21 protein-coding genes are annotated in these 21,325 nt (G+C 27.3%); 14 read left to right on the forward strand and 7 right to left on the reverse strand.

From position 1 onward, the window contains the following. Positions 1-89: 89 nt before the first annotated feature. The 14 genes from DS884_RS10850 (at position 90) to DS884_RS10915 (ending at position 13,499) form a co-directional block, all read left to right on the forward strand. Positions 90-1,619 (forward strand): amidohydrolase family protein, encoded by a 1,530-nt coding sequence (locus tag DS884_RS10850; protein WP_113786758.1) that lies wholly within the window; start codon positions 90-92, stop codon positions 1,617-1,619. A 206-nt stretch (positions 1,620-1,825) separates the two neighbouring features. Beyond that, complete coding sequence (locus DS884_RS10855) at positions 1,826-3,001, forward strand: helix-turn-helix domain-containing protein (protein ID WP_113786759.1); 1,176 nt, start codon at positions 1,826-1,828, stop codon at positions 2,999-3,001. A 66-nt stretch (positions 3,002-3,067) separates the two neighbouring features. Further along, the gene (locus tag DS884_RS10860; RefSeq protein WP_113786760.1) at positions 3,068-4,699 is read left to right on the forward strand and encodes a serine hydrolase domain-containing protein; all 1,632 of its coding nucleotides are present in this window, start codon (positions 3,068-3,070) and stop codon (positions 4,697-4,699) included. A gap of 165 nt (positions 4,700-4,864) precedes the next feature. Further along, a complete protein-coding gene (locus DS884_RS10865) occupies positions 4,865-5,950 on the forward strand; it encodes a serine hydrolase domain-containing protein (RefSeq protein ID WP_113786761.1) in 1,086 nt (361 codons plus the stop codon). 107 nt (positions 5,951-6,057) lie between these two features. Then, positions 6,058-6,765 carry a ZIP family metal transporter gene (locus DS884_RS10870; protein WP_113786762.1) on the forward strand — a complete coding sequence of 236 codons (708 nt, stop codon included), beginning with the start codon at positions 6,058-6,060 and terminating at the stop codon, positions 6,763-6,765. A gap of 165 nt (positions 6,766-6,930) precedes the next feature. Continuing rightward, positions 6,931-7,401 carry a hypothetical protein gene (locus DS884_RS10875; protein WP_113786763.1) on the forward strand — a complete coding sequence of 157 codons (471 nt, stop codon included), beginning with the start codon at positions 6,931-6,933 and terminating at the stop codon, positions 7,399-7,401. Further along, positions 7,394-7,969 carry a helix-turn-helix domain-containing protein gene (locus tag DS884_RS10880; protein ID WP_093871510.1) on the forward strand — a complete coding sequence of 192 codons (576 nt, stop codon included), beginning with the start codon at positions 7,394-7,396 and terminating at the stop codon, positions 7,967-7,969. The genes DS884_RS10875 and DS884_RS10880 overlap by 8 nt, the downstream gene beginning before the upstream one ends. 321 nt (positions 7,970-8,290) lie before the next feature. Then, positions 8,291-8,674, forward strand: coding sequence for a Crp/Fnr family transcriptional regulator (locus tag DS884_RS10885; RefSeq protein WP_093871511.1), 384 nt, complete (start codon positions 8,291-8,293; stop codon positions 8,672-8,674). Between the two features lie 69 nt (positions 8,675-8,743). After that, positions 8,744-9,880: an FAD-dependent monooxygenase gene (locus tag DS884_RS10890; protein ID WP_113786764.1), complete on the forward strand. Its 1,137-nt coding sequence runs from the start codon at positions 8,744-8,746 to the stop codon at positions 9,878-9,880. Beyond that, positions 9,877-10,305, forward strand: a complete 429-nt coding sequence (locus tag DS884_RS10895; protein ID WP_093871513.1) for a DUF3995 domain-containing protein — start codon at positions 9,877-9,879, stop codon at positions 10,303-10,305. The genes DS884_RS10890 and DS884_RS10895 overlap by 4 nt, the downstream gene beginning before the upstream one ends. Before the next feature lie 14 nt (positions 10,306-10,319). Then, positions 10,320-10,811: a GyrI-like domain-containing protein gene (locus DS884_RS10900; RefSeq protein ID WP_113786765.1), complete on the forward strand. Its 492-nt coding sequence runs from the start codon at positions 10,320-10,322 to the stop codon at positions 10,809-10,811. A gap of 89 nt (positions 10,812-10,900) precedes the next feature. After that, positions 10,901-11,857 carry a carbon-nitrogen hydrolase family protein gene (locus tag DS884_RS10905; protein ID WP_113786766.1) on the forward strand — a complete coding sequence of 319 codons (957 nt, stop codon included), beginning with the start codon at positions 10,901-10,903 and terminating at the stop codon, positions 11,855-11,857. A gap of 40 nt (positions 11,858-11,897) precedes the next feature. Beyond that, complete coding sequence (locus tag DS884_RS10910) at positions 11,898-12,533, forward strand: Crp/Fnr family transcriptional regulator (RefSeq protein ID WP_147239396.1); 636 nt, start codon at positions 11,898-11,900, stop codon at positions 12,531-12,533. Positions 12,534-12,608: 75 nt separating this feature from the next. Beyond that, positions 12,609-13,499: a hypothetical protein gene (locus DS884_RS10915; RefSeq protein ID WP_113786768.1), complete on the forward strand. Its 891-nt coding sequence runs from the start codon at positions 12,609-12,611 to the stop codon at positions 13,497-13,499. 88 nt (positions 13,500-13,587) lie between these two features. Here the strand turns inward: DS884_RS10915 and DS884_RS10920 are convergent, their stop codons facing one another. From DS884_RS10920 to DS884_RS10950, 7 genes are all read right to left on the reverse strand, one after another. Further along, a complete protein-coding gene (locus DS884_RS10920; RefSeq protein ID WP_113786769.1) occupies positions 13,588-14,901 on the reverse strand; it encodes a DEAD/DEAH box helicase in 1,314 nt (437 codons plus the stop codon). A gap of 136 nt (positions 14,902-15,037) precedes the next feature. Next, complete coding sequence (locus tag DS884_RS10925; protein ID WP_113786770.1) at positions 15,038-16,162, reverse strand: metallophosphoesterase family protein; 1,125 nt, start codon at positions 16,160-16,162, stop codon at positions 15,038-15,040. A 62-nt stretch (positions 16,163-16,224) separates the two neighbouring features. Then, positions 16,225-17,400, reverse strand: coding sequence for a hypothetical protein (locus tag DS884_RS10930; RefSeq protein WP_147239397.1), 1,176 nt, complete (start codon positions 17,398-17,400; stop codon positions 16,225-16,227). Between the two features lie 14 nt (positions 17,401-17,414). Then, a complete protein-coding gene (locus DS884_RS10935; protein WP_093871525.1) occupies positions 17,415-18,332 on the reverse strand; it encodes a glycosyltransferase family 2 protein in 918 nt (305 codons plus the stop codon). Continuing rightward, positions 18,333-19,595, reverse strand: coding sequence for a hypothetical protein (locus tag DS884_RS10940; protein WP_113786772.1), 1,263 nt, complete (start codon positions 19,593-19,595; stop codon positions 18,333-18,335). It abuts the gene before it with no gap. A 10-nt stretch (positions 19,596-19,605) separates the two neighbouring features. Continuing rightward, positions 19,606-20,421, reverse strand: a complete 816-nt coding sequence (locus DS884_RS10945; protein WP_113786773.1) for a hypothetical protein — start codon at positions 20,419-20,421, stop codon at positions 19,606-19,608. 240 nt (positions 20,422-20,661) lie between these two features. Beyond that, on the reverse strand, positions 20,662-21,306 hold the full coding sequence (locus DS884_RS10950; RefSeq protein ID WP_113786774.1) for a hypothetical protein: 645 nt from the start codon (positions 21,304-21,306) through the stop codon (positions 20,662-20,664). Between the last annotated feature and the right edge of the window lie 19 nt (positions 21,307-21,325).

Consider the following 21,325-nt stretch of genomic DNA (forward strand, 5'->3'; position numbering starts at 1 on the left):
TCAAAACAGGTTATGAGAGTTCCTTTTTAGATAAAAAAGTAACGAATTGAAAAGCTTTTTTGTCCTTTGTATAAATAAATATTTACATTATGAATTATACATCAATCAAAAAATGGATACTAGTCATTTTTTTAATTTTAATTACTATTAGCATTGTATCTTGTATTGGAATTAAATCACAAATCAACCAACATCTTGGAAAAAACACAGAATTAGTAGACACATCAATTTTTAAAATTTCATCCAACCCAATAGCAATAAAAAATATAAGTGTATTATCTCCGGATAGTTCAAAAATGTTAGATAGTTTAACTGTTTTAATTAAAAACGGAAAGATCTTAAACATTGCCAAAGGAATAAATATTACAAACCAATACAAAATAATAAACGGAACAGGAAAATACCTTATTCCTGGTTTTATAGACTCTCACGTACATTTAAAAAACAGTAAAAATGATTTACTTCTATATTTGGCTAATGGTATTACTTACATAAGTGAAATGACCGGAAGTAAAAGGCATTTAGAATGGCGAAAGGAAGCTCAAAATGGAGCTGTAAGCCCTAAAATATATGTAGCAACAAGAAAAGTAGGAAGTGAAAAAGGTTTTATTAGAAAAATAAAAGAACTTTATTTTGATCAACCACTAAATTACACAACAGAAAAAAAAGCTAGAAAAGCTGTCCGAAAATTCAAAAAACAAGGATTTGATGCAATTAAACTTAATGGTACATTAAGTAAAGAAATACACCATGCAATTACTGATGAAGCGAAAAAACAAAATATTCTAACTATAGGCCACTTAAGTTACTCTATTGGGTTAAATCATTTTTATTCCTCTGGACAATCACAGTTATCTCATATAGAAGAAATCACTAAAAATACTATGGAAGATTATACTGGCGTTGTTTACAATACTCCTAAACTTTATTTAAAATATCTTAATCAAAATAGTGATTCAATAGCTATAAACCTCAAAAAAAATAATATTGTTGTTTCTTCAACAGTTTGGGTATCCGAAAGTTTTCCAAAACAAAAATTCGAACTTAATAATTTTATTAAAACCATTGAACTTAAATATACAAACCCTGGTTTAATTGAAGGGTCAAGACTAGCTAAAGGCTGGCTTCCTGGAAATAATGCTTATGAAGATATAGAAGTTAAAAAAAATCCAAAAATTAGTGAAAAATCAAAAATATTCTGGGAAACCTACGCTAAAGCAATTAAAATTATGGCTAAAGCATTAATAAGACATAATGTAATTTTAACAGCTGGAACAGATGCTAATGTTACTGGTGTAGTACCTGGATTCTCTTTACATGATGAATTTGAATCATTAAAAAAATGTGGTATGTCAAACTCTAAAATTCTTCATAGTGCAACAGTTGCTCCTGCTGAATGGATGAAAAGTAATACTGGTAAAATTAAAATTGGTTATGACGCTGATTTGGTTCTTTTAAATAAAAATCCTTTAGAAGATATAAAAAACACGAAATCAATTAACACAGTAATTGCTAATGGAAAATTGTTAAACAGAAGAAGTTTAGACAAAATGTTGCAATTAGTAAAAGAAGCTAATCATAGAAGTAGAAAAATAAATATTGATAAATATATTGAATAAAAAATACCTAGTTTAATACTTTTGAATAATCAATAAAGAAAAATTACTGTTATTTCTAGTGGTAGTTAAAGTGCAAATTAAAAAGTTTGCACTTTTTTGATTATTATAATTACATTTTATAAGTTAGTTCGTCTAATAGTTAATTAGAATCTATAGGTCTTAATTAAATCTGTACTGATGATTCTATCATACTAAAAATACAATCAATGTGCGAATCCAATTTAAATTTATTTAACCTAATCATAATTGCATCTGTTTTTATAGGAACAACATTCGGAATGTTACTTATTTTTACTAAACGAATTAATAGAAAAGCTAATATTTTACTTGGTTTAGTTACCTTTATTATTGTGTTATGGAATATTTGGGTATTAAGTTTAGATTTTCAAATAACAAATTACTTCCCATTATTTTATATAATCCCTTTAAATTTTTCACTAGCTCTTGGTCCGTTATTATATTTATATGTAAAAAGAATAACCAATTTTAATCATCTTTTGTCTAAAAAAGGTTTTCTTCATTTTCTACCTTTATTATTAGAATTAGTTGTTCACTTAATTATAAGTTATGATGCTTTTTCAAATAATATTATTGGTATTGAAACAAACACTTACCTTAAATTGATGCCTATTTTACAGTTATTTGCTATTATTTCCATTGTCACATACTCTTTCTTTGCTTTAAAATCTATTAAAAAATATCATTCATGGCTGCATAAAAACTATAGTAATAATGATGCTTATAAATTAAAGTGGCTTTACAGGTTAATTATAATATTTGCCCTTCTTTGGTTTTTGTGGGTTCCTTATACTATAATTGATTATGTAGTATTTAATTTTCAGCTAGGCATTAATGATTATTATCCCATGTATGTTTTACTTTCAGTAATAACTATTTGGATAAGTGTTGAAGCTTTTTTAAGACCTGAAGTAATTCTACTTGAAGCTAAGAAAGAAAAAAATGACTCTGAAGAAAATAGTACAATTAAAGAAAAAACATCTGAAGAAATTATGAAAAAGGCTTCTTGGTTAAAAGAACAAATGCTAATAAATCTTTTTTACCTTAACTCAGAATTGACACTAAAATCTTTAGCAGAAAGCCTTAACATGCATCCTAATATTTTATCTAAAGTAATAAACGAAGGTTTAGGTAAAAACTTTTCAGACTTTGTAAATGAATATCGCGTAAACGCCATTATTGAAAAAATGCAAAATAAAAGATATGACCACATAACTCTATTAGGCTTATCATTTGAATGTGGCTTTAACTCTAAAACCACTTTTAATAGAGTATTTAAAAATATTAAAGGCATTACTCCCTTACAATATAAAAAATCATTGAAAAATACACCTGAAGCACAAAAAATGAGTACCATTCTATAATTTGGAGCTATTGGTACTTCCTTTGAATAGTAAGTTTGTTGAATAACATAATTTAATATTCAAAAAATGAAATTAAAATACAATTTAATCTTTCTTACTTACCTTATAATCTTTTGTAATACTATAATTAGTTTTGCACAAAAAAAGGAAATTGAAAATATTAATTTTTCAAAAATTGATTTTCAAAAAGTTAAAACCACTCCAAATTACTATTCTAATAAATTCATTTTAAATAAAGATGAATTTCTAAACATTCATTTTAACTTAAATAAGCCTCTTATTGAAAGTTTGAAGTCATTGGCTCCTAACTTAACGCAAAATCAATTATTAAATAAGGGAAATTTCCAATTCACATTTTTAATAAATGGTAAAAAAGTTTATGTTGAAAACTTAAATAAAGGTGCTGGTAGCATTAAAAGTAAAACAACTCAACTTAAATTTTTAATTCCGCTACTATATCCAAAACAAATTGATTTTTGGGGATGGTTTATGTGGTTAAAATTTATGAAAATTGGTAGCGGACAAGATTATTTTAGTGAAGGTAATCATTCTTTATCCATTCAAATAAGACCTTATATAAAAGAAAAAAAAGTGAAAGTTGGAAAAATTATAGCACAAGGAAATATCGCTATAAAAGTAGCAAAAATAACAGTAGATGAACGTTTAATACCAGTTCAAGAAATACTACCAAATAGTGGTTGGGAATTATCTAATGATAAATATAACCATCAAAAAATAGAGGCTTTAAATAGGAAAATAGCTGAAAAAAGATTTGAAAATATAAATGGAATTGTTGTTATTAAAAATAATAAACTTTTAATAGAAGAATATTTTAATGGAGAAAATAGAAATAGTTTACATGACGCAAGATCAGTAGGAAAATCATTTGCATCAACACTCCTAGGAATAGCTATTGATGAAAAACATATTAAAAATGAATATGCTTTCTTAAAAGAGTTTTACCAATTAAAATTATTTAAAAATTATACTCAAAAGAAAGATTCTATAACATTAAAGTCTCTTTTAACTATGAGTTCTAGTTTTCTTGGTGATGATACCGATTATAGTAGTCCAGGAAATGAAGAAAACATGTATCCTACAAAAAACTGGTTGAAATTTTCACTTGATCTCCCCTTACATAAACATAAAAAAATAGGACAAGAGTTTACATATTTTACCGCTGGAGTAATCATTTTGGGTGATATTATACATAAATCTGTTCCTAAAGGATTAATTTCTTTTGCTGATACAAAGCTATTCACTCCTCTTAATATTACTAATTATAAATGGCAATATACTCCTCAAAAAGTTGGTAACACAGCTGGTGGAATACAATTAAGAGCCATTGATTTTGCTAAATATGGTCAGTTGTATAAAAATAATGGTCAATGGAAAGGTAAACAGATTTTAACAAAAAAATGGGTAAATAAAAGTTTATCTAAACAAATATCTCAATCTAATGCAGGTATAAAAAATAGACATTATGGTTATCTTTTCTGGAATAAAACATACACAGTTGCTAATAAACAGTATGAAGTTTCTTTTGCTAATGGTAGGGGTGGAAATAAAATTTTTATTTTTAAGAACATTCCTTATGTTATTGTAATTACCTCTTCTGCATATAACACTCCAAATGCACATTCTAATGTTGATAAAATGATGACTCAATATATATTACCCGCAATACTACCAAATTAGTAATATATCTATATTAATACTCATCATTAGCTTTATTGTAAAGCAAATGATGAGTATTAATAATAACTATTTTAGTTATATAAAAAAGGTAGTTTTTTAAGCTTATTGTAACCTATATATTTCACCTAGCGTCCAACCATAAAATAATATATAGAAACCATAAAAATGAAAAGAACCTCTCTTCCAAAATATTTATTAGCAATTATTTCTTTTATCCTTTTAAATTTTCAAACAATTAGTTATGCTCAAAATTTAGAATCTACTATCGATAGTATATTGCAAAAAAAATATCCTACAAACGCTCCTGGTGCTACTTTTTTGGTTTCAAAAAATGGGAAAATCATATATAATAAAGCTTTTGGTCTTGCTAATCTTGAATTAAATGTTCCTATGCGTCCTAATCATGTTTTTGAAATAGGTTCTATAACTAAACAATTTACGGCTATTTCGATTTTAATGCTAGTAGAACAGGGCAAAATAAAATTAAATGATGATATAACTAAATATATACCTGACTACCCTACTCGTCAAAAAAAAATCACAATACATCATTTATTAAATCACACTTCTGGTATTAAAAGTTATACTTCTCTAAAAAAACTTTATAGTATAGACAAAAATGATATATCTCCTGAAGAACTTATTAATCTATTTAAAAACGAACCTATGGATTTTAATCCTGGTGAGTATTATAAATACAACAATTCAGGCTATGTAATTCTAGGTTATATAATTGAAAAAGTATCAGGTTTAACTTATGAAGAGTTTGTTACTAAAAATATTTTTAAAAGATTAGGCATGAAAAATTCTACGTATGGAAACCATAGAACCATTATTAAAAATAGAGCATCAGGATACCACCTTAAACAAAATTATCAAAACTCTAGGTTTGTTAGTTATACCCTATCCTATTCAGCAGGGGCACTTCTATCCTCTGTTAATGATTTAAATATTTGGCAACATGCATTAACAGAAAATAAGCTTTTAAAAAAAGAAACAATAAAGAAAGCCTTCATTAATTATAGTTTAACAAATGGTAAGAAAACAAACTATGGGTATGGATGGAATATAAAAACTTTAGGTAATAAAACTTCTTATGAACATGGAGGTTTTATCTTTGGCTTTAAATCAATGGGAGTATATTTACCTGAATTAGGTATTTATGTTATCGGTTTAAATAATTGTGATTGTAATTCTCCAACAAAAGTTACAAGAAAGATTGCAGAAATAGCTCTTAAGCATTTAAACTGAATCCTAAGTAATAAAACTTAAAACCTTACCTAATTGACATCTAATCTTTTTTCAATAACAAAATAATACGTAATTTACATACTTAAGTTAGATTTAAGTTTAAAAGTATGCTAACATCTATTATTTTGTTTTCTGGATTTGCTGGTATTACAGTATTTGTAGGTGGGCTCTTGGCTAATTATTTTAATCATCATATTAAAGAAAGCCCAATAAAATACGAAATCACTCATACACTCATGTCATTTGGAGCTGGTATCATTTTGTCTGCCTTAGCATTAGTTTTAATTCCAAAAGGTATGGAAGAACTAAGCTTGGCTCCAATGGCTTTCTCGTTTCTTATTGGGGCAATTCTCTTTATGCGCTTAGATCAGTTTTTAGCAAAAAAAGAAGGAAAAACTGCTACACTGTTGGCCATGATGATGGATTTCATCCCTGAATCAATTGCTTTAGGAGCTGTATTTGCTATTGATTCTAGTGCAGCAACTCTTTTGGCTATATTTATTGGATTGCAAAACTTGCCTGAAGCTTTTAATTCTTACCGCGATCTAGTGCTAAGTGGACTTAGCACTAAAAAAACACTTTTTATATTTTTAGCTTTAAGTTTTTTTGGAATCATCGCTGCTTTAATTGGACACTTTCTTTTAACTGACTCTCCTAAATTAACAGCACATCTAATGACTTTTGCTAGTGGAGGAATTTTATATTTATTAGTCCAAGATATCATACCAGAAAGTAAACTAGAAAAAAATTACTTGACTTCTTTAGGAGCTACATTAGGTTTTCTTGTTGGTATTATAGGTGAAAAGATAGTTTAACTATACTCAAAATAAAGACATTTTATCAATCCCTCACTCCTATTCATTTAAATTACTTTTTTTTATGCATGAAGCATAAATTGCATAAAGATGTCGCATTCATGGCGGGACCAAAAACAGTAATGTCATTATACTTTTGTACTTCATGTTTTTAACATTTACACATTGAATAATAAAAGAATTAAGTTTCATAAAACACTATTACATGAAGCTATAAGCATTATCAAAACTCCAATAATAATTGCACTACTTGTAACCATTGTTCGCTATATTTTAGAACTGTTAGGTATTTCTGAAAACATTATTTTCATTATAGGATTACTCTGGTTAACCTTGGGATTTTCCATTTACTGGGGAATAAAATTAAGTGATACTAAAACCCCCTTTATATTACTTCTTTTATGTTTAATTATTTTTTCACCCTTATCAAGAATTCCCGTTGCAATTCTTTGGTGGGTTGATAATAAATGGGAAATTGGAACTCATTATGGATTATATTTTAATAGTTTTGAGCAGGCTTTATTTAATCAAATAACTTATGGCTCTTTAATCCAGCTAATACCTGGCTTCATACTTGGTGCAATTACAATTGCTATTATGCAAAAGCAACATAACAAAAAACATAAAAATGGATAAAAATCATCTAGCAGAAAAGATTAAAGAATTAAGAAATAAAAGAGGTATGTCTCAAGAAGTACTTGCTGAAGAATCTGGTTTAAGTTTAAGAACAATACAAAGAATTGAAAATAGTAACTCAAATCCAACTGGAGAAACGCTTAAACGGTTATCCAATGCTTTACATGTAACTCCAGACGAATTAATTGATTGGAGTGTAAAAAAAGATACTAAAAGTTTACTTTTTTTAAACCTCTCTGCCCTAACTTTTCTGTTTTTTCCACTACTTGGAATTTTAGTGCCTTTTATTGTATTTACAAATAAAAAAGGAAAAGTTAAAAATATTGATACACTAGGGAGAGATTTAATAAACTTTGAAATAACATGGAATATAGTATTATTTTCCCTTCCTATTCTATTATTTATTTTGTCAAAAACGCCACTTATAGAAAACCTTACTCTTAAATTATTTTTTATTTCTATTGGAGTGTTATATTTCTTTAATTTATGTTTTATTCTTTTCAATACTCTAAGAATTAATAATGAAAATATCACTATTTATTATCCTAAAATTAAATTTTTAAAGTAGTTTATACTACCTACATCTGAAGAAGTTATTTTTTTAATTAAAAAAAGTAAATAAAACAATCAATTAATAGAGAAATCAGTATTTTTAACACAATTACTATACTAGCATTAATCGTCATTACATTAAAAAATCGAGGCACTAAAAAATATATTAAACATTATTTTACCCATTGAAAATAAAGATTGGGAAGCAGTAAAACCACATTTATCAGTAGTTAGTTTTGCTGAAAATGAAATATTACTTTCTCCTCCCAATATTTGTAATCATATAATTTTTATTAAAAATGGATCTATAAGATCATATTTCAGAGATGATAATTTAATGGAAACTAATTTATTACTTCGTTCAAAAAATGAATTCATAACCGATTATGAAAGCTTTATTAGTCAGAAACCTTCAACTTTATGGATACAAGCTATTGAAAAAGGAGAAATGATTCTTTTAAATCATAAAGGACTATATTCTCTTTACAACAATTCTTTTTATTGGAATAAATTTGGTAGAATTATAAGTGAACAAATTTTTATTAATAGTAAACGAAGGACTGAGCAACTTTTATTTTTAAGTCCTAAAGAAAGATATTTACTTCTTTTAAAGGAGTTCCCAGATTTTTTTCAAAAATATTCATTAAAACATATTGCTAGTTATTTAGGTATTACTCCACAATCATTAAGCAGGATTAGAAATCAAATTTCTAAACATTAATTACCCAAAGTTAAGTGCCTATTTTATTTTATTATTTGAAATTTGCTTTAAAATAATAAGATTAATTCCATGAAAACAATTGATATTATTGGTGCTGGAATAGGTGGGTTAACAATGGCAATAGCTTTAGAACAAAAAGGCTTTAAAACAAGAGTTTTTGAACAAACAGAAAACATTAAACCTATAGGTGCTGGCATTATTTTAGCGAATAACGCAATGCAAGTTTATAAAGCACTTAGGTTACACAAAATAATTGAAGAAAAAGGAAATCATATTTCTTCACTAAATATTACTAAACCAGATTTAATCCCTCTTTCAAAAGTAAATCTATCAGCATTTGAACATAAATTTGGGGTTAAAAATATTGCAATACACAGAGCTGTTTTACAGCAGATTTTAATTGATCAATTATCTTCTTCTTCTCTTAAATTAAACTATAAGTTAGAAAAAATAACAAAAAATTCAAATGGCCATACCTTAAAATTTAAAACGGGGCAAACTATTCAATCTTCAACCCTAATTGCTGCAGATGGATTAAACTCAATTGTTAGACAACAATTATTTTCAAAAACCAATATTAGAAATGTTCAACAATTTTGTTGGAGAGGAATTACTGATTATTCTTTACCTCTAAAGTATCAAAATGAACTTAACGAAGCCTGGGGAAAGTCTAATAGGTTTGGCTTTGTACAAATTGCTAAAAATAAAGTATACTGGTATGCTCTAAAATCTTTTAAAAAAAATAAAGAGGAAATAAATAGCAACAATATCAAAAACCACTTTTCCCTATACAGTAGTATTATTCAAGAAATTATATCTTCTACAAACAAAAAACAGATACATACAGCAGAAATTTCTGATTTAAAACCGATTAAACGGTGGTATAAAGAAAACGTATGCCTCATTGGAGATGCTGCGCATGCAATGACCCCTAATATGGGACAAGGAGCTTGCCAAGCAATAGAAGATGCTTTTATACTTTCTGAATGCTTAAGTAAATATCAAAACAACATTGCTTTTAAAAAATTTCAAAAATTACGAATAAAAAAAGCTCATCAAGTAGTAAAAAAAAGTTGGATGATTGGAAAAATAGCACATTTATCAAACCCTTTTTTAATTAGTATTCGAAATCAAATAATCAAGTTAACGCCTGAATCAATCAATAAAAAACAGTTTAATCAAATTTTTAAAATCTCTCGTTTATGATAACCCTAATTTTTTCTTTAATCTTATTTTTCACCTTCATTGTGTTAGGGAGTTTTCATATATATTGGTTATTTGGAGGTACATGGGGTGTAACTAAAGTTATTCCTACAAAAAATAATCAATTAAATAGTGTTGCTATTCCTAAAATTGCTACTGTTATAGTAGCAGTTGTATTAATATTATTTGGTTTTGTTTATCTTGTAAAAACAGAACTAATAAATATTGAACTTCCAAACATAGTCATAGCATATGGATATTGGTTTATTCCTTGTATCTTTATAATTCGCGCAATTGGAGAATTTAACTATGTAGGATTTTTCAAAAAAATAAAAGGTACTGAATTTGCTAAAGCTGATTCTAAAATATTTTCTCCCTTATGTTTGGGTATTGGAATTCTAGGAATATTAATACAGACTATTAAGTAGTAATAAAAATAAATATGATGCAACCAAGGATAGAAACACTTCCTACAAAAAAACTAGTAGGAAAATCGATAAAAATGTCTTTAGCGGCTAATAAAACTGCTGAATTATGGAGTAGTTTTATGCCTGAAAGAAAAACAATAAAAAACACCATTGGTTCAGATTTTTTTTCAATACAGAGCTATGAAAAATCATTAGATTTTAAGGATTTTAATCCAAATACAGAGTTCACTAAATGTGCTATGGTTGAAACTTCAAAATTTGAAGATATTCCTGAGAATATGGAAACCCTAATTTTAAAAGGTGGACTTTATGCTGTTTTTATACATAAAGGAATGGCTAAAGATTTTCCAAAAACATCTCAATATATATTTAATCAATGGCTACCAAATTCTAATTATGAATTAGATCAAAGGGAGCATTTTGAGTTGTTAGGGGCTAAATATAACCCTTCTGATAAAAATTCAGAAGAAGAAGTTTGGATACCAATTAAAGAGAAAAATCTTTAAAATTTGTTTTGAAAGACCTTATTTCGTATCTATTTCCTAAATTAGAAGCATAAAATATGTAATTAAACATTGACAGATACGCTTCCAACATGAATACAGAAAATATACTCAAAATAGGAATGGCTCAAATTTCGCCAGTTTGGTTAAATAAGTCAAAAACTATTGAAAAAATAAAAGATTCTATCAACAAAGCTGGAAATTCAAATTGTGAGCTTCTTGTATTTGGAGAATCACTTTTGCCTGGCTACCCTTTTTGGTTATCAATGACTAATGGTTCAGAATTTAATTCTACTGTTCAAAAAGAAATACATGCACATTATATAAGAAACTCTATTCAAATTGAATCAGGAGAATTGGATGAAATTTGTAATCTTGCAAAAAAAAACAATGTTGCCATATATTTAGGAATAATAGAACGTGCCAAAAACAGAGGTGGTCATAGTTTATATTGTTCTTTAGTATATATAGACTCAGAAGGTGAAATTAAATCTGTACATAGAAAGCTTCAGCCAACTTTTGAAGAACGTTTAACTTGGTCTCCAGGTGATGGTAATGGACTAAGAGTTCATGATTTAAAAAAATTCTCTGTTGGTGGTTTAAACTGCTGGGAAAACTGGATGCCATTAGCTAGAACAGCTCTATATGGTATGGGAGAGAATTTACATATTGCTGTTTGGCCAGGATCTGATACTAATACAAAAGATATTACTAAATTTATAGCTAAAGAATCTCGATCTTTTGTAGTATCAGTTTCCAGTTTAATGAAAATTAAGGATTTTCCTAAAGACACGCCACATTTAGAAGAAATACTTAAAAACTCACCTAATATTTTAGCTAATGGTGGATCTTGTATAGCAGGACCTGATGGTGAATGGGTTGTTGCTCCAATTATAAATAAAGAGGGAATAATCACTGCTGAAATTAACTTTAATAGAGTACTGGAAGAAAGACAAAACTTTGATTCTGTTGGACATTATTCTAGACCTGATATAACAAAACTTACCGTTAATAGAGAAAGGCAATCTGTAATTAATATTATTGATTAATTACTAATAAAAAATAACTCATAAGCATACCATATAAAGTTTGATTGAAATAGAAAAAATGTTGAATGCTTTTATAAAAGAACTTCGTATTACTGAAGAAGAACTAATAAACGATTTAAAAACAAATTCAACTATAACAACTCATCAAAAAGGTGATTTTATAATTAAAAACAATCAATATATTAAAGTATTAAAAATTGTTTTGCAAGGAAAAGTAAGGGTATATCAGGAAAATGATGAGCGTGAAATTTTAATTTATTATTTAAACAGCATGGAAACATGTACACTCTCCCTTTCCGCTTGCTTTGAAGATTGTAAAAGTAGTGTAAATGCTATAGTTGAAGATAAGTGTATTATTCTAAATATACCTGTAAGGCATGTTAAAGATTGGAATTTTAAATACAAATCTTGGAATACTTTTACAACAAATACTTTTAGAGATAGCTATAACCACTTAATAAATCAATATTCAACCCTAGCTTTTCAACCTTTAAAAGATAGATTATTTGATTACTTATTATCAAAAGCAACTGATTCAATTGTAAAAAAATCTCATCAAGAATTAGCAAAAGAATTGGGTACTTCTAGAGAAGTAATATCTAGACTTTTAAAAAAGCTTGAAAAAAACAATAAACTTCATCTTGGACAAAAAGAAATACTCATTTTAGTAAAATAAATAAGCCTGTGATAAAAGTCACAGGTATTTACTTTTTTATCATCTTTTCTTTGTAATAAACTTAAATACATTAAAATGAAAAGATTTAAAATAGTTCTACCAATATTTATATTTCTAATTGTAAGTAACTCTTTTGGGCAAAATTCAAAGAATAAAAATAAATCACCCCAACAATCTTACATTAGTCATAGTCCAACTAAACATCATAAAGTAGCTTTAGAAGTATTAAAAGCTAGTAAAACATGGATTTCAAACTTTAATAGTAAAAACATAAAAGCCTGCTTGCAAGGATACTCTAAAAAAGCAGTTATGAATGTTACTCCTTATGGTGTAAAAACTGGTAAAAAAGAAATTTCAAACTTTTGGAAACCTTTTATTAAATCTGGTGCCACTAACTTAATATACACAAATGTAAGTATTGAAATAGCTAATGAAACTACTGCTTTTTTATCCGCTAATTGGAGTATGAATGTAGGAAGAGGTATTATATTTCAAGAGAAATGGGAAAAAATTAAAGGTCAATGGTTATTAACCTATGATAATTTTCAAATATTGGAACAATTTAAAACCCCACAAGAAAATACTACTTCCCCTATTACTAGTCATAACATATTAGAAAAAGTTATTACAGCATCAATAAACTGGATAGAAGGCTTCAATACAGGTAAAAAAGATGTGTGCGGAAATGGATACTCCAATAATGCTACAATGAATGCCGTTCCTTTTACATCTGTAAATGATAAAAAGAATATCAAAATATTTTGGGATAAACTAATTACTGACGGAGCTACAAATCTTACCTATCATAATCCAACATTCAGTGTTAAAACAAACAATAGTGTTATACTTACATCTCTTTGGAGTATGAATATCGGTGAAGGAAAAATTTTTCAAGAAAAATGGGAAAATATAAATAATGAATGGCTATTAACATATGATGAATTTCAAGTAATAAAACAATATTAATAACTAACTCCTACTTTAAATTTAAAGTAAGTAATTCATAAAAAACCAAGGATAACTAGTAGGTATCCTTGATTCTTTATAGTTATTTTTAAACAATACTAATACGTACTTTCTTACTTTTTAAACGAGTATTATTTAAGCTCTCTACTAGATCTTTAGCTTCAGTAACAGGCACAGCAATAAACGCACAATCTTGTTTAAGTTCTATAACACCTAATTGATCTTTAGTTAAATTACCTTTTTTAAAGAAAAGTCCAGCGATATCTCCTTTTGAAATTTTGTCTTTTCTTCCCCCTGAAATAAATAACGTTTCCCAATAACGAGGTTTCAGCTTTTCTTTATTAGAAATAGTTGCGTTTGGTACGTTCTTAATAAATTCAGGCAAATTTTCTTTTTCCCATTTTAAAACATATGCTGTTCCTTTAGCATTTACCCTAGCTGTTCTACCATTTCTATGTGTAAATTCTTCTACTCTTTGGGGTAGTTCATAATGAATTATATAATTCATTTCAGGAATATCGATACCTCTTGCTGCTAAATCTGTAGCTATTAAAACTTGACTTGTTCCGTTTCTGAACTTTATTAAAGAACGCTCTCTATCTCTTTGCTCCATTCCTCCAGAAAAACAACTATGTGCTACTTTACTTTTTGATAAAAAGTCACTTACATGTTGAATACTATCTTTTAAATTACAAAAAATAATTCCTTGTTGATTACCAACATGAAGTAACAAGTTTAAAAGTGTTTGATTTTTATTCTTTGCTGAAGAAACCACAGTTTTTATAGCTAGTTTTTTTGGTTTCTTACCTGTTAAGTAATTTAATACTTTTGGGTTATTTAACCTCACAAAATCTGGTACTTCTGATTCTTGAGTTGCTGATGTTAAAATTCGTTTATTAATGTTTGGTAATTGATTAATAATACCTCTCATTTCATACTCAAAACCAACTTCTAATGACTTATCAAATTCATCAAGTATTAATGTTTTAATACTATCTTTAGAAAAACGTTCATTTGCAAAATGATCAGATATTCTACCTGGCGTACCTATTAAAATACTTGGGGTATGTTTTAATTCTATTTTATCTTTTGCCATAGACCTTCCTCCATAAACAGCATTTACTTTTAATCCTGTTCCCATTTCACGAATAACTTGCTCTATTTGAATAGCAAGCTCTCTTGAGGGAACTAAAATTAATACTTGAACTTCTTTATTATTTGGATCTATTACCTTTAATGTAGGTAATAAAAAGCCTAATGTTTTTCCAGTTCCTGTTGGTGAAAGTATTACAGTATTTGCTGTAGTATCTATAACTGAAATAGCCTCATTCTGCATTTCATTTAATTCATAGATATTTAATTTTGCTAAAATATCCTCTTGCGTTTTAATTGTATTTGCCATAATGTATACTATCTATGAATTTTTTATTTTTCGCAAAGATAGTTAGTCTTATAACAGTAATTATCATTTAATATCTAATAAAAAACTCATTAAGAAAGTTCTTAATGAGTTTAATCAATATAAAATAGTTTATTTTTTAATTATTTGGATATGGATTTACATTCTTTGACCATGTCAACACTGTTTCATCTCTTACTGTCGAAGGACTATTTGGCATTGCTTTATAGTAAGGATTCCCTTTATCATAACCAATTGAACTTAACTTTACATCCCCATTACTCATAATATCAATTTTAGAGTACCCAAAAAAGGTGGCTGAACCAGGACTTCCACTATTCCCTGCAATTACTTGGTATGTACCTTTATTACCAGGTTGCATACGTTGATAATCATGTAAATGTGCTGACAACATTGCTACCACTTTATTTTCTACCAATTTAGGCCATAAAACTGGCCCTTCAGGAAACCCTTTATGCCCTGTTTCTGGTTTTCCACTTACATAATAAGGTTTATGACCTAATACAAAAACATGATCTATTTTAGGATTTTTTTTATATTCTTCAACTTTATTAATTATCCATTGAGTTGGTATTTGCCCTTCTAAACCATAAGGGCTTTCTTTTGTTGGACTATTATAAGTATCAGTGTTCATCAATACAAATCCAATATTTTTACGAGTAAAAGCAAAAGTCATTTGATTATTAATACTATCATTTCCTTTAACATAGTCTCTATCTTTAGGCATATATTCTGCCATATGCTTCATCCAAATTTGAGTAGCTCCTTTCAAAGGCCATTCATCATGGTGCGGTACATTATAATCATGCCAATATAACATTTCATGATTCCCAGGAATGGCTACCATTTCTATATTAGATTTACTAATAGGACTAAAACTAGTGTTATAGTATAATTTTTTCCATGCAATTAGTTGATTTTCTAATTTAGTTGTAGTAGATTCTGCCAATACCATATCTCCTAAAAAGAAAAATAAATCTGGTTTCCTTTTTAAATCAGAAATTTCAGTCCAAATTCGTTTCATTGCTGATAAATTAGCCGTAGAAGCATTTGTTGCTGTAGTATCTCCTACTTGATGCCTATCTACTCTATTACAGCCTAAAAAAGTAAAACTAAAAACTATAGAATCTTGCTTTTTAGAAACCTCTTTAAAATCTTCTTTTACTATTTTATCTTTTTTCTTTTTATTACAACTAGTTACTACAAATATAATTAGTAGTATTAGTACATATTTAGCTCTCATAATTGATTGGTTTGGTTACTATTCAAAGTTAATTACTTCTCTTCATTTAATTCTAAAAAAAATTACTCTCTAAAATCAATAACAATTGGCGTTTTAGAAGTTGTATTATTTATATATAAATCAGATTCACTTACAAAAGCCACAGTGATATTTATTTTTTCTGGGTTGACTTGGAAAATTTGTTGTAATTTTTCTTCAACTAGATGATAAATTTCATTAAGTTCGGAATCTTTTGTATTTGTTTTTATTAATAAAAACTTCACATCAACTTGTGCCTCTGAATTAAAAAATAGTTGAATTTGAAAACGGTCAACTTCATTAAAAAGCCAATCAAAATCATTTATAAAATATGCTTCAGCATCAACTGAAAATGATTTAGACTCTCTAGATATTAATGTTAAAATTCGTTTATTTCCTTCTTCTTTTATAGTTCCTACATCTCCCATCTTATATCTAAAAACTGGAAACCTTTTCCTTAATAAATTAGTTACCACTACCGTTCCGTTTTCATTATTATCTGGATTTTCTACTTCTACAATTATATCATCCAATATATGAAATGACATTGGTTTTTTTGAATAATTTGACCAACCCCATATACCAGTTTCCGCTGAACCATATAACGAATAAATTTGCTGAGCTCCAAATGCTTTTTCTAGAAGAACCACTTGAGATGCTAATAAAAACTCACCAGCATACATTATATTTTTTATAACTAATTGCAAATTATTATCAAGTACATACTTTGCAAAAAGCACCAGTTTTGATGGTGTTCCCATTACTATGTTCCCTTTGAACTGTAATGCACTATTATATACTAATTCAAAAGAGGAAGACGCTCCTAAAGAAATAGTTGTAGCATTACACTTTTCTAAAACATCATCTACAATAGCAGCTGTGCGATACATATCTTTGTAACTAAATAAGTTTAATGCTATTGTTTTAGATGAAAACATTCCAAATTTAACTAGCTCTTGAGCTAACAGTTTACGTTGGTATAAATTTTCATCTATATCCACTGGAAAAATAAGAGGCTTAGCCGATGAACCTCCCGAGCGGACTAAATATACTCCTTTTGATTCATCCTCTAGTTTGAATTTACTACTTAAAATTTTTCTTAAAGTATGTTTTTCCATAGGAAATACCTCAGACATTGATTGAATATCATCGTAATATTCTTTAAACAAAGAAGATGATTTTACTATAATAAAATGTTCCTTCAACTTTTCGTTCATCATTATTCTCTTTAGTTTTAAAATTTGTGAAGAAAAAAGTAATGTATTTGATTTAAAAATATTTTTCTATACCTAATTATAAATTTTATTTTTTGAGATAATGAATTCAAACTAGACATTGCATGATTAATCCATCGTTTTGATACAACCCCTTTTAATCTTTTATCATAATACTCCTTACTATTCTTAAATCGGGTAAGCACTGGAGGATAATCAATTTCTTTCCAATGATTATACTTTTTTCTTGAAGCACTTCCTGGTACTTCTCTAACTTTTAAAAACTCTCCCATCAATAAACCAACAGTATTCCTCTCTTTAATTATCATTTTTTTTAACACTCGATACCAATAGTCTATTCCCTCATAAATAATAGGTTCTTCAATGTATTTAATTGATTCACCATACGTTTTTTTTAAAACTACGTTAGAGCCTAATAAGTAAAAATTTTGTGATGTAATTAATTTTAAAGGATTATTTATACGGTAAACATTAGGTTTTATTAATGTAAGTTCTTTTTTTAATTTATCAATTTTTGGATATACTCTATTACTTGGAAATAACTCAATTCCTAAAACTAAAAAATTAATGGTATGTAATGACATTACATTTATTGCTGTTTCTATCAAATTTTCTTTGTAAATATCATCTGCATCTAAAAAACTTACAATATCTCCAGTCGCTTTTGAAAATCCTATATTTCTAGCATATCCTATTCCATAATTTTTTTTTAGTTCAATCAATTCTACACGAATCCTTTTAAAACAAATTGGAGCTAGTTTTAAATAGTCTTTCACTATTTGTAAGCTATCATCCGTACTTTTATCATCAACGATAATTAATTCATAAGGTAACTTGCTTTGTACTGCTAAAGAATGTAATGTTTCTTTAATATATGCAGCTTTATTATATAATGGAATTATAATTGAGAACCTCATTTATTTCATTCTTATAGCACTTGGTAATACATAAGCTCCACTGTGGACATTAATAATACTTTGTTTTGATCCTCTATAAACGCCTAATCCAAATGAATTTTCATTGTAAGCTAATAACATACCAACAATATTTATTTCTTCAATACTTTTATCATTTTCTATAGAAAACTTTTTTTGTGGTATATATTCTTGGACCATGTATTCACTCCATTTTTCATTAATTATTTTTCTCCAAGTATCTGAACTACATTCATTTTTAACAAACATGTCAAGTCCTCTACCTCCACTACTTTTTTTAAGTACCCAGTTAGCATTAGAGTTAATTAGTTGGTCTCTGATTATTTCTAAATCTAGAGTATAAGACGGGATAAGGTATTTTTTTAAAAAATTATAGTCTTCACTATTTACATACCTTCTCATTATTTGCTCATCATATAAAGCTGCTAATACTTTTTTATCATGAATTAAAATAATTGAACGTACATCATTTATACATTTTTTAGATCGTATTAACGCTTTTAAAACTGAAGGCTTTAATTGCTTTAGTTCTTCCCTATCCATTTCAAGAATAAACTGAGTAGCTTCTTTAGTTTCAAAGATCAATTTACCTTCAACAATTTCAAAATCATTAGGTGAAACATCTTTAATAGTAAAACCTAGTTTAAGTAACTCATTAAACATTAAATATGCTTCAGTTCCTTTTTCTTTATTATGCACATAATATAGTGTTTCTGTTATATCAAAATCATTTGACAAATTTGTAATAAACCCTAACTGTTCATCGATAGAATCCCATTCAGTACCTTCTTTTGGTTTTAGTTCATTTAATATCTCATTTATATAGTAACTAATCATCCAACCATTAATAGGATATCTACACCCTATTTCACAAATTTTTGGTACTCCTGACATATCAAAAACTAAATCTGGACGATACATTCCTACTTTGTATGGTATTGAATATGCTTCTACTAATATATCTTCTAATTCTTTATCTAACTGATACAATTGCTGTATTCTTTCATCATTAAAATAATTTAGAACTATCTTTTCAAAAACATCATTCAATAAGTTTGTTAATCTTGAAAACTCTACTTTTGAATTAGAGCTCATTACAACTGGAACATTTTTAAATAATTTTGTATCATGAGATAGCGTTCCTAAATGTTTTTTTAGTAACTGATTAAATTTTAATGCATCAACTCCTACCTTAGAAATATCCCAAGTTTTTTCTTCCTTTTTATTAACCTTATCTTCAATCATCTAAATTATTTTAAAAAGTGTATTCTTGAGAAAGTTCTTTATTTAAAACTCCCATTACCTCAGATTTTAAATGTAAATAGTCTTCTATTATTTGTTTTAAATCATAATTATTTACATCTATTTCAAAAGCCTTCGCATAAGAATTAACCGCATCTACAGCATGAAAAAAATGATTTTTCTCAGTTGGACCACAATGAACACGAATCCATGCAAGAGCACTGTCTATTTCTGACTCAGTTAAACGTCCTTCATCTTGCAACCAATTTTCAAATAGAGGAATGATAAATTCAACTTCTCCATGTGTATAAATTTCATGCACTAAAGTTGTTAATAATCCTACCATAATATCTTTATTACGTAACGAATTTTTATCTTTCCAAGCCTTAAATGCTATCGCTTCTTTATTTAAAAATGTATTAGACAACCAAGAATCATCGCCTGAAATACTTGTTGCCATATTATAAAATAATTTAGAGTGTAATATTCTACCTACCACTGCTAAATCTTCATCAACAATTCTATTTAAACTTGACACTGATTTAAATAAATCATGTTCACTTTTTACTTCTTGATTTTTATGAATAATCATGGTCATACGATTACTTAAACCTGCAACTGTCATTGCACTATTATTTGTCTGACTCCAACTTTTAAAAAAAGTATTTAGTACTTCTTTATTTTGTTTTTGGGATGTAAATTCTTTAAAAGATTCTTCTATAACTGAAAACTTTTCTTCTTGTAAAGGAAAATAAGTAGACAACTGAGTTTTTAAGTGAGAACTCTCCATTTGATCTATTACAGGAGAAATAATTGAAATTAAGTTCATAATAAGTACGTTTTAAATTTTAGTTAGTTTTCTCTATTAAATAGCCTTACATACAACTATTTTATAATCATACTGCTAGTTTAAGAATTATACGTACTCTTTTCTTTTAAAAAACTCTAGACGTTTAAAATTCAGGTATAAGAGAGCGTTATTTTTAGTTATTAAAAACAAAAAGAGGTTAAAATCATAAATTGACTTAACCTCTTTTATTATTTCTTTAATAAAACTAATATACTTACGTTATGACGTTTTACCTGTTTTTAAATATTTTATTGCATTTTCAATAGATCTGTCTCTAGCTTTAATAAGTGTCTTGGTAAAATCAAAAAAGAACACCGAACTTTCACCTGTTGATTCAAATTCTAAAACTTGTTTCATAGCCTTTACATCGTAAATAACTACAGTAACACTTACTGTACAAAACTCAGTTGAATTATGGGTTCCCATTGACCCTGGACCAAACCCCGGAGAATAACTAGAACTAACATAATTATCAATTGTAACACCTTTTAAATACAATAAATATTTTTTATCTGTTTTAGTTAAAAGATTATTAATTATATCATTATTTTTTTTGCTATATCCTTCAGAAAGTGCCTTCCATTTATCACTTAAATCTATAACTAAATTGGTATATAAATTACTACTATTTAACGATGATTTAAAATCGTTAGCAAACGATTTTAAAAACACTTCATTACTCTCGTAATTTTTCTTAAATGTTTTTTTAAAACTATTTACAGTTACTTCTTTATTTGCAACAATTAGCATTGATTCAGATTTCAACACCTTTTCCGTTTTATGTATGTTGTTTATGAAATGTTTAGTTGGAATACAGGAAACTAATGAGATTAATACAAAAATGTATATTACTTTTTTTAACATAGCTTAGTTATTTTAAATT

The organism is Tenacibaculum sp. E3R01 (assembly GCF_003318185.1).
Classification (GTDB): domain Bacteria; phylum Bacteroidota; class Bacteroidia; order Flavobacteriales; family Flavobacteriaceae; genus Polaribacter; species Polaribacter halocynthiae.

What these genes read in the sequence shown, in the direction of transcription:
- DS884_RS10850 (WP_113786758.1), top strand. Translation starts at nt 90, where the DNA reads ATGAATTATACATCAATCAAAAAATGGATACTAGTCATTTTTTTAATT.
- DS884_RS10855 (WP_113786759.1), top strand. Translation starts at nt 1,826, where the DNA reads ATGTGCGAATCCAATTTAAATTTATTTAACCTAATCATAATTGCATCT.
- DS884_RS10860 (WP_113786760.1), top strand. Translation starts at nt 3,068, where the DNA reads ATGAAATTAAAATACAATTTAATCTTTCTTACTTACCTTATAATCTTT.
- DS884_RS10865 (WP_113786761.1), top strand. Translation starts at nt 4,865, where the DNA reads ATGAAAAGAACCTCTCTTCCAAAATATTTATTAGCAATTATTTCTTTT.
- DS884_RS10870 (WP_113786762.1), top strand. Translation starts at nt 6,058, where the DNA reads ATGCTAACATCTATTATTTTGTTTTCTGGATTTGCTGGTATTACAGTA.
- DS884_RS10880 (WP_093871510.1), top strand. Translation starts at nt 7,394, where the DNA reads ATGGATAAAAATCATCTAGCAGAAAAGATTAAAGAATTAAGAAATAAA.
- DS884_RS10885 (WP_093871511.1), top strand. Translation starts at nt 8,291, where the DNA reads ATGGAAACTAATTTATTACTTCGTTCAAAAAATGAATTCATAACCGAT.
- DS884_RS10890 (WP_113786764.1), top strand. Translation starts at nt 8,744, where the DNA reads ATGAAAACAATTGATATTATTGGTGCTGGAATAGGTGGGTTAACAATG.
- DS884_RS10895 (WP_093871513.1), top strand. Translation starts at nt 9,877, where the DNA reads ATGATAACCCTAATTTTTTCTTTAATCTTATTTTTCACCTTCATTGTG.
- DS884_RS10900 (WP_113786765.1), top strand. Translation starts at nt 10,320, where the DNA reads ATGATGCAACCAAGGATAGAAACACTTCCTACAAAAAAACTAGTAGGA.
- DS884_RS10905 (WP_113786766.1), top strand. Translation starts at nt 10,901, where the DNA reads ATGAATACAGAAAATATACTCAAAATAGGAATGGCTCAAATTTCGCCA.
- DS884_RS10915 (WP_113786768.1), top strand. Translation starts at nt 12,609, where the DNA reads ATGAAAAGATTTAAAATAGTTCTACCAATATTTATATTTCTAATTGTA.
- DS884_RS10920 (WP_113786769.1), bottom strand. Translation starts at nt 14,901, where the DNA reads ATGGCAAATACAATTAAAACGCAAGAGGATATTTTAGCAAAATTAAAT.
- DS884_RS10925 (WP_113786770.1), bottom strand. Translation starts at nt 16,162, where the DNA reads ATGAGAGCTAAATATGTACTAATACTACTAATTATATTTGTAGTAACT.
- DS884_RS10930 (WP_147239397.1), bottom strand. Translation starts at nt 17,400, where the DNA reads ATGATGAACGAAAAGTTGAAGGAACATTTTATTATAGTAAAATCATCT.
- DS884_RS10935 (WP_093871525.1), bottom strand. Translation starts at nt 18,332, where the DNA reads ATGAGGTTCTCAATTATAATTCCATTATATAATAAAGCTGCATATATT.
- DS884_RS10940 (WP_113786772.1), bottom strand. Translation starts at nt 19,595, where the DNA reads ATGATTGAAGATAAGGTTAATAAAAAGGAAGAAAAAACTTGGGATATT.
- DS884_RS10945 (WP_113786773.1), bottom strand. Translation starts at nt 20,421, where the DNA reads ATGAACTTAATTTCAATTATTTCTCCTGTAATAGATCAAATGGAGAGT.
- DS884_RS10950 (WP_113786774.1), bottom strand. Translation starts at nt 21,306, where the DNA reads ATGTTAAAAAAAGTAATATACATTTTTGTATTAATCTCATTAGTTTCC.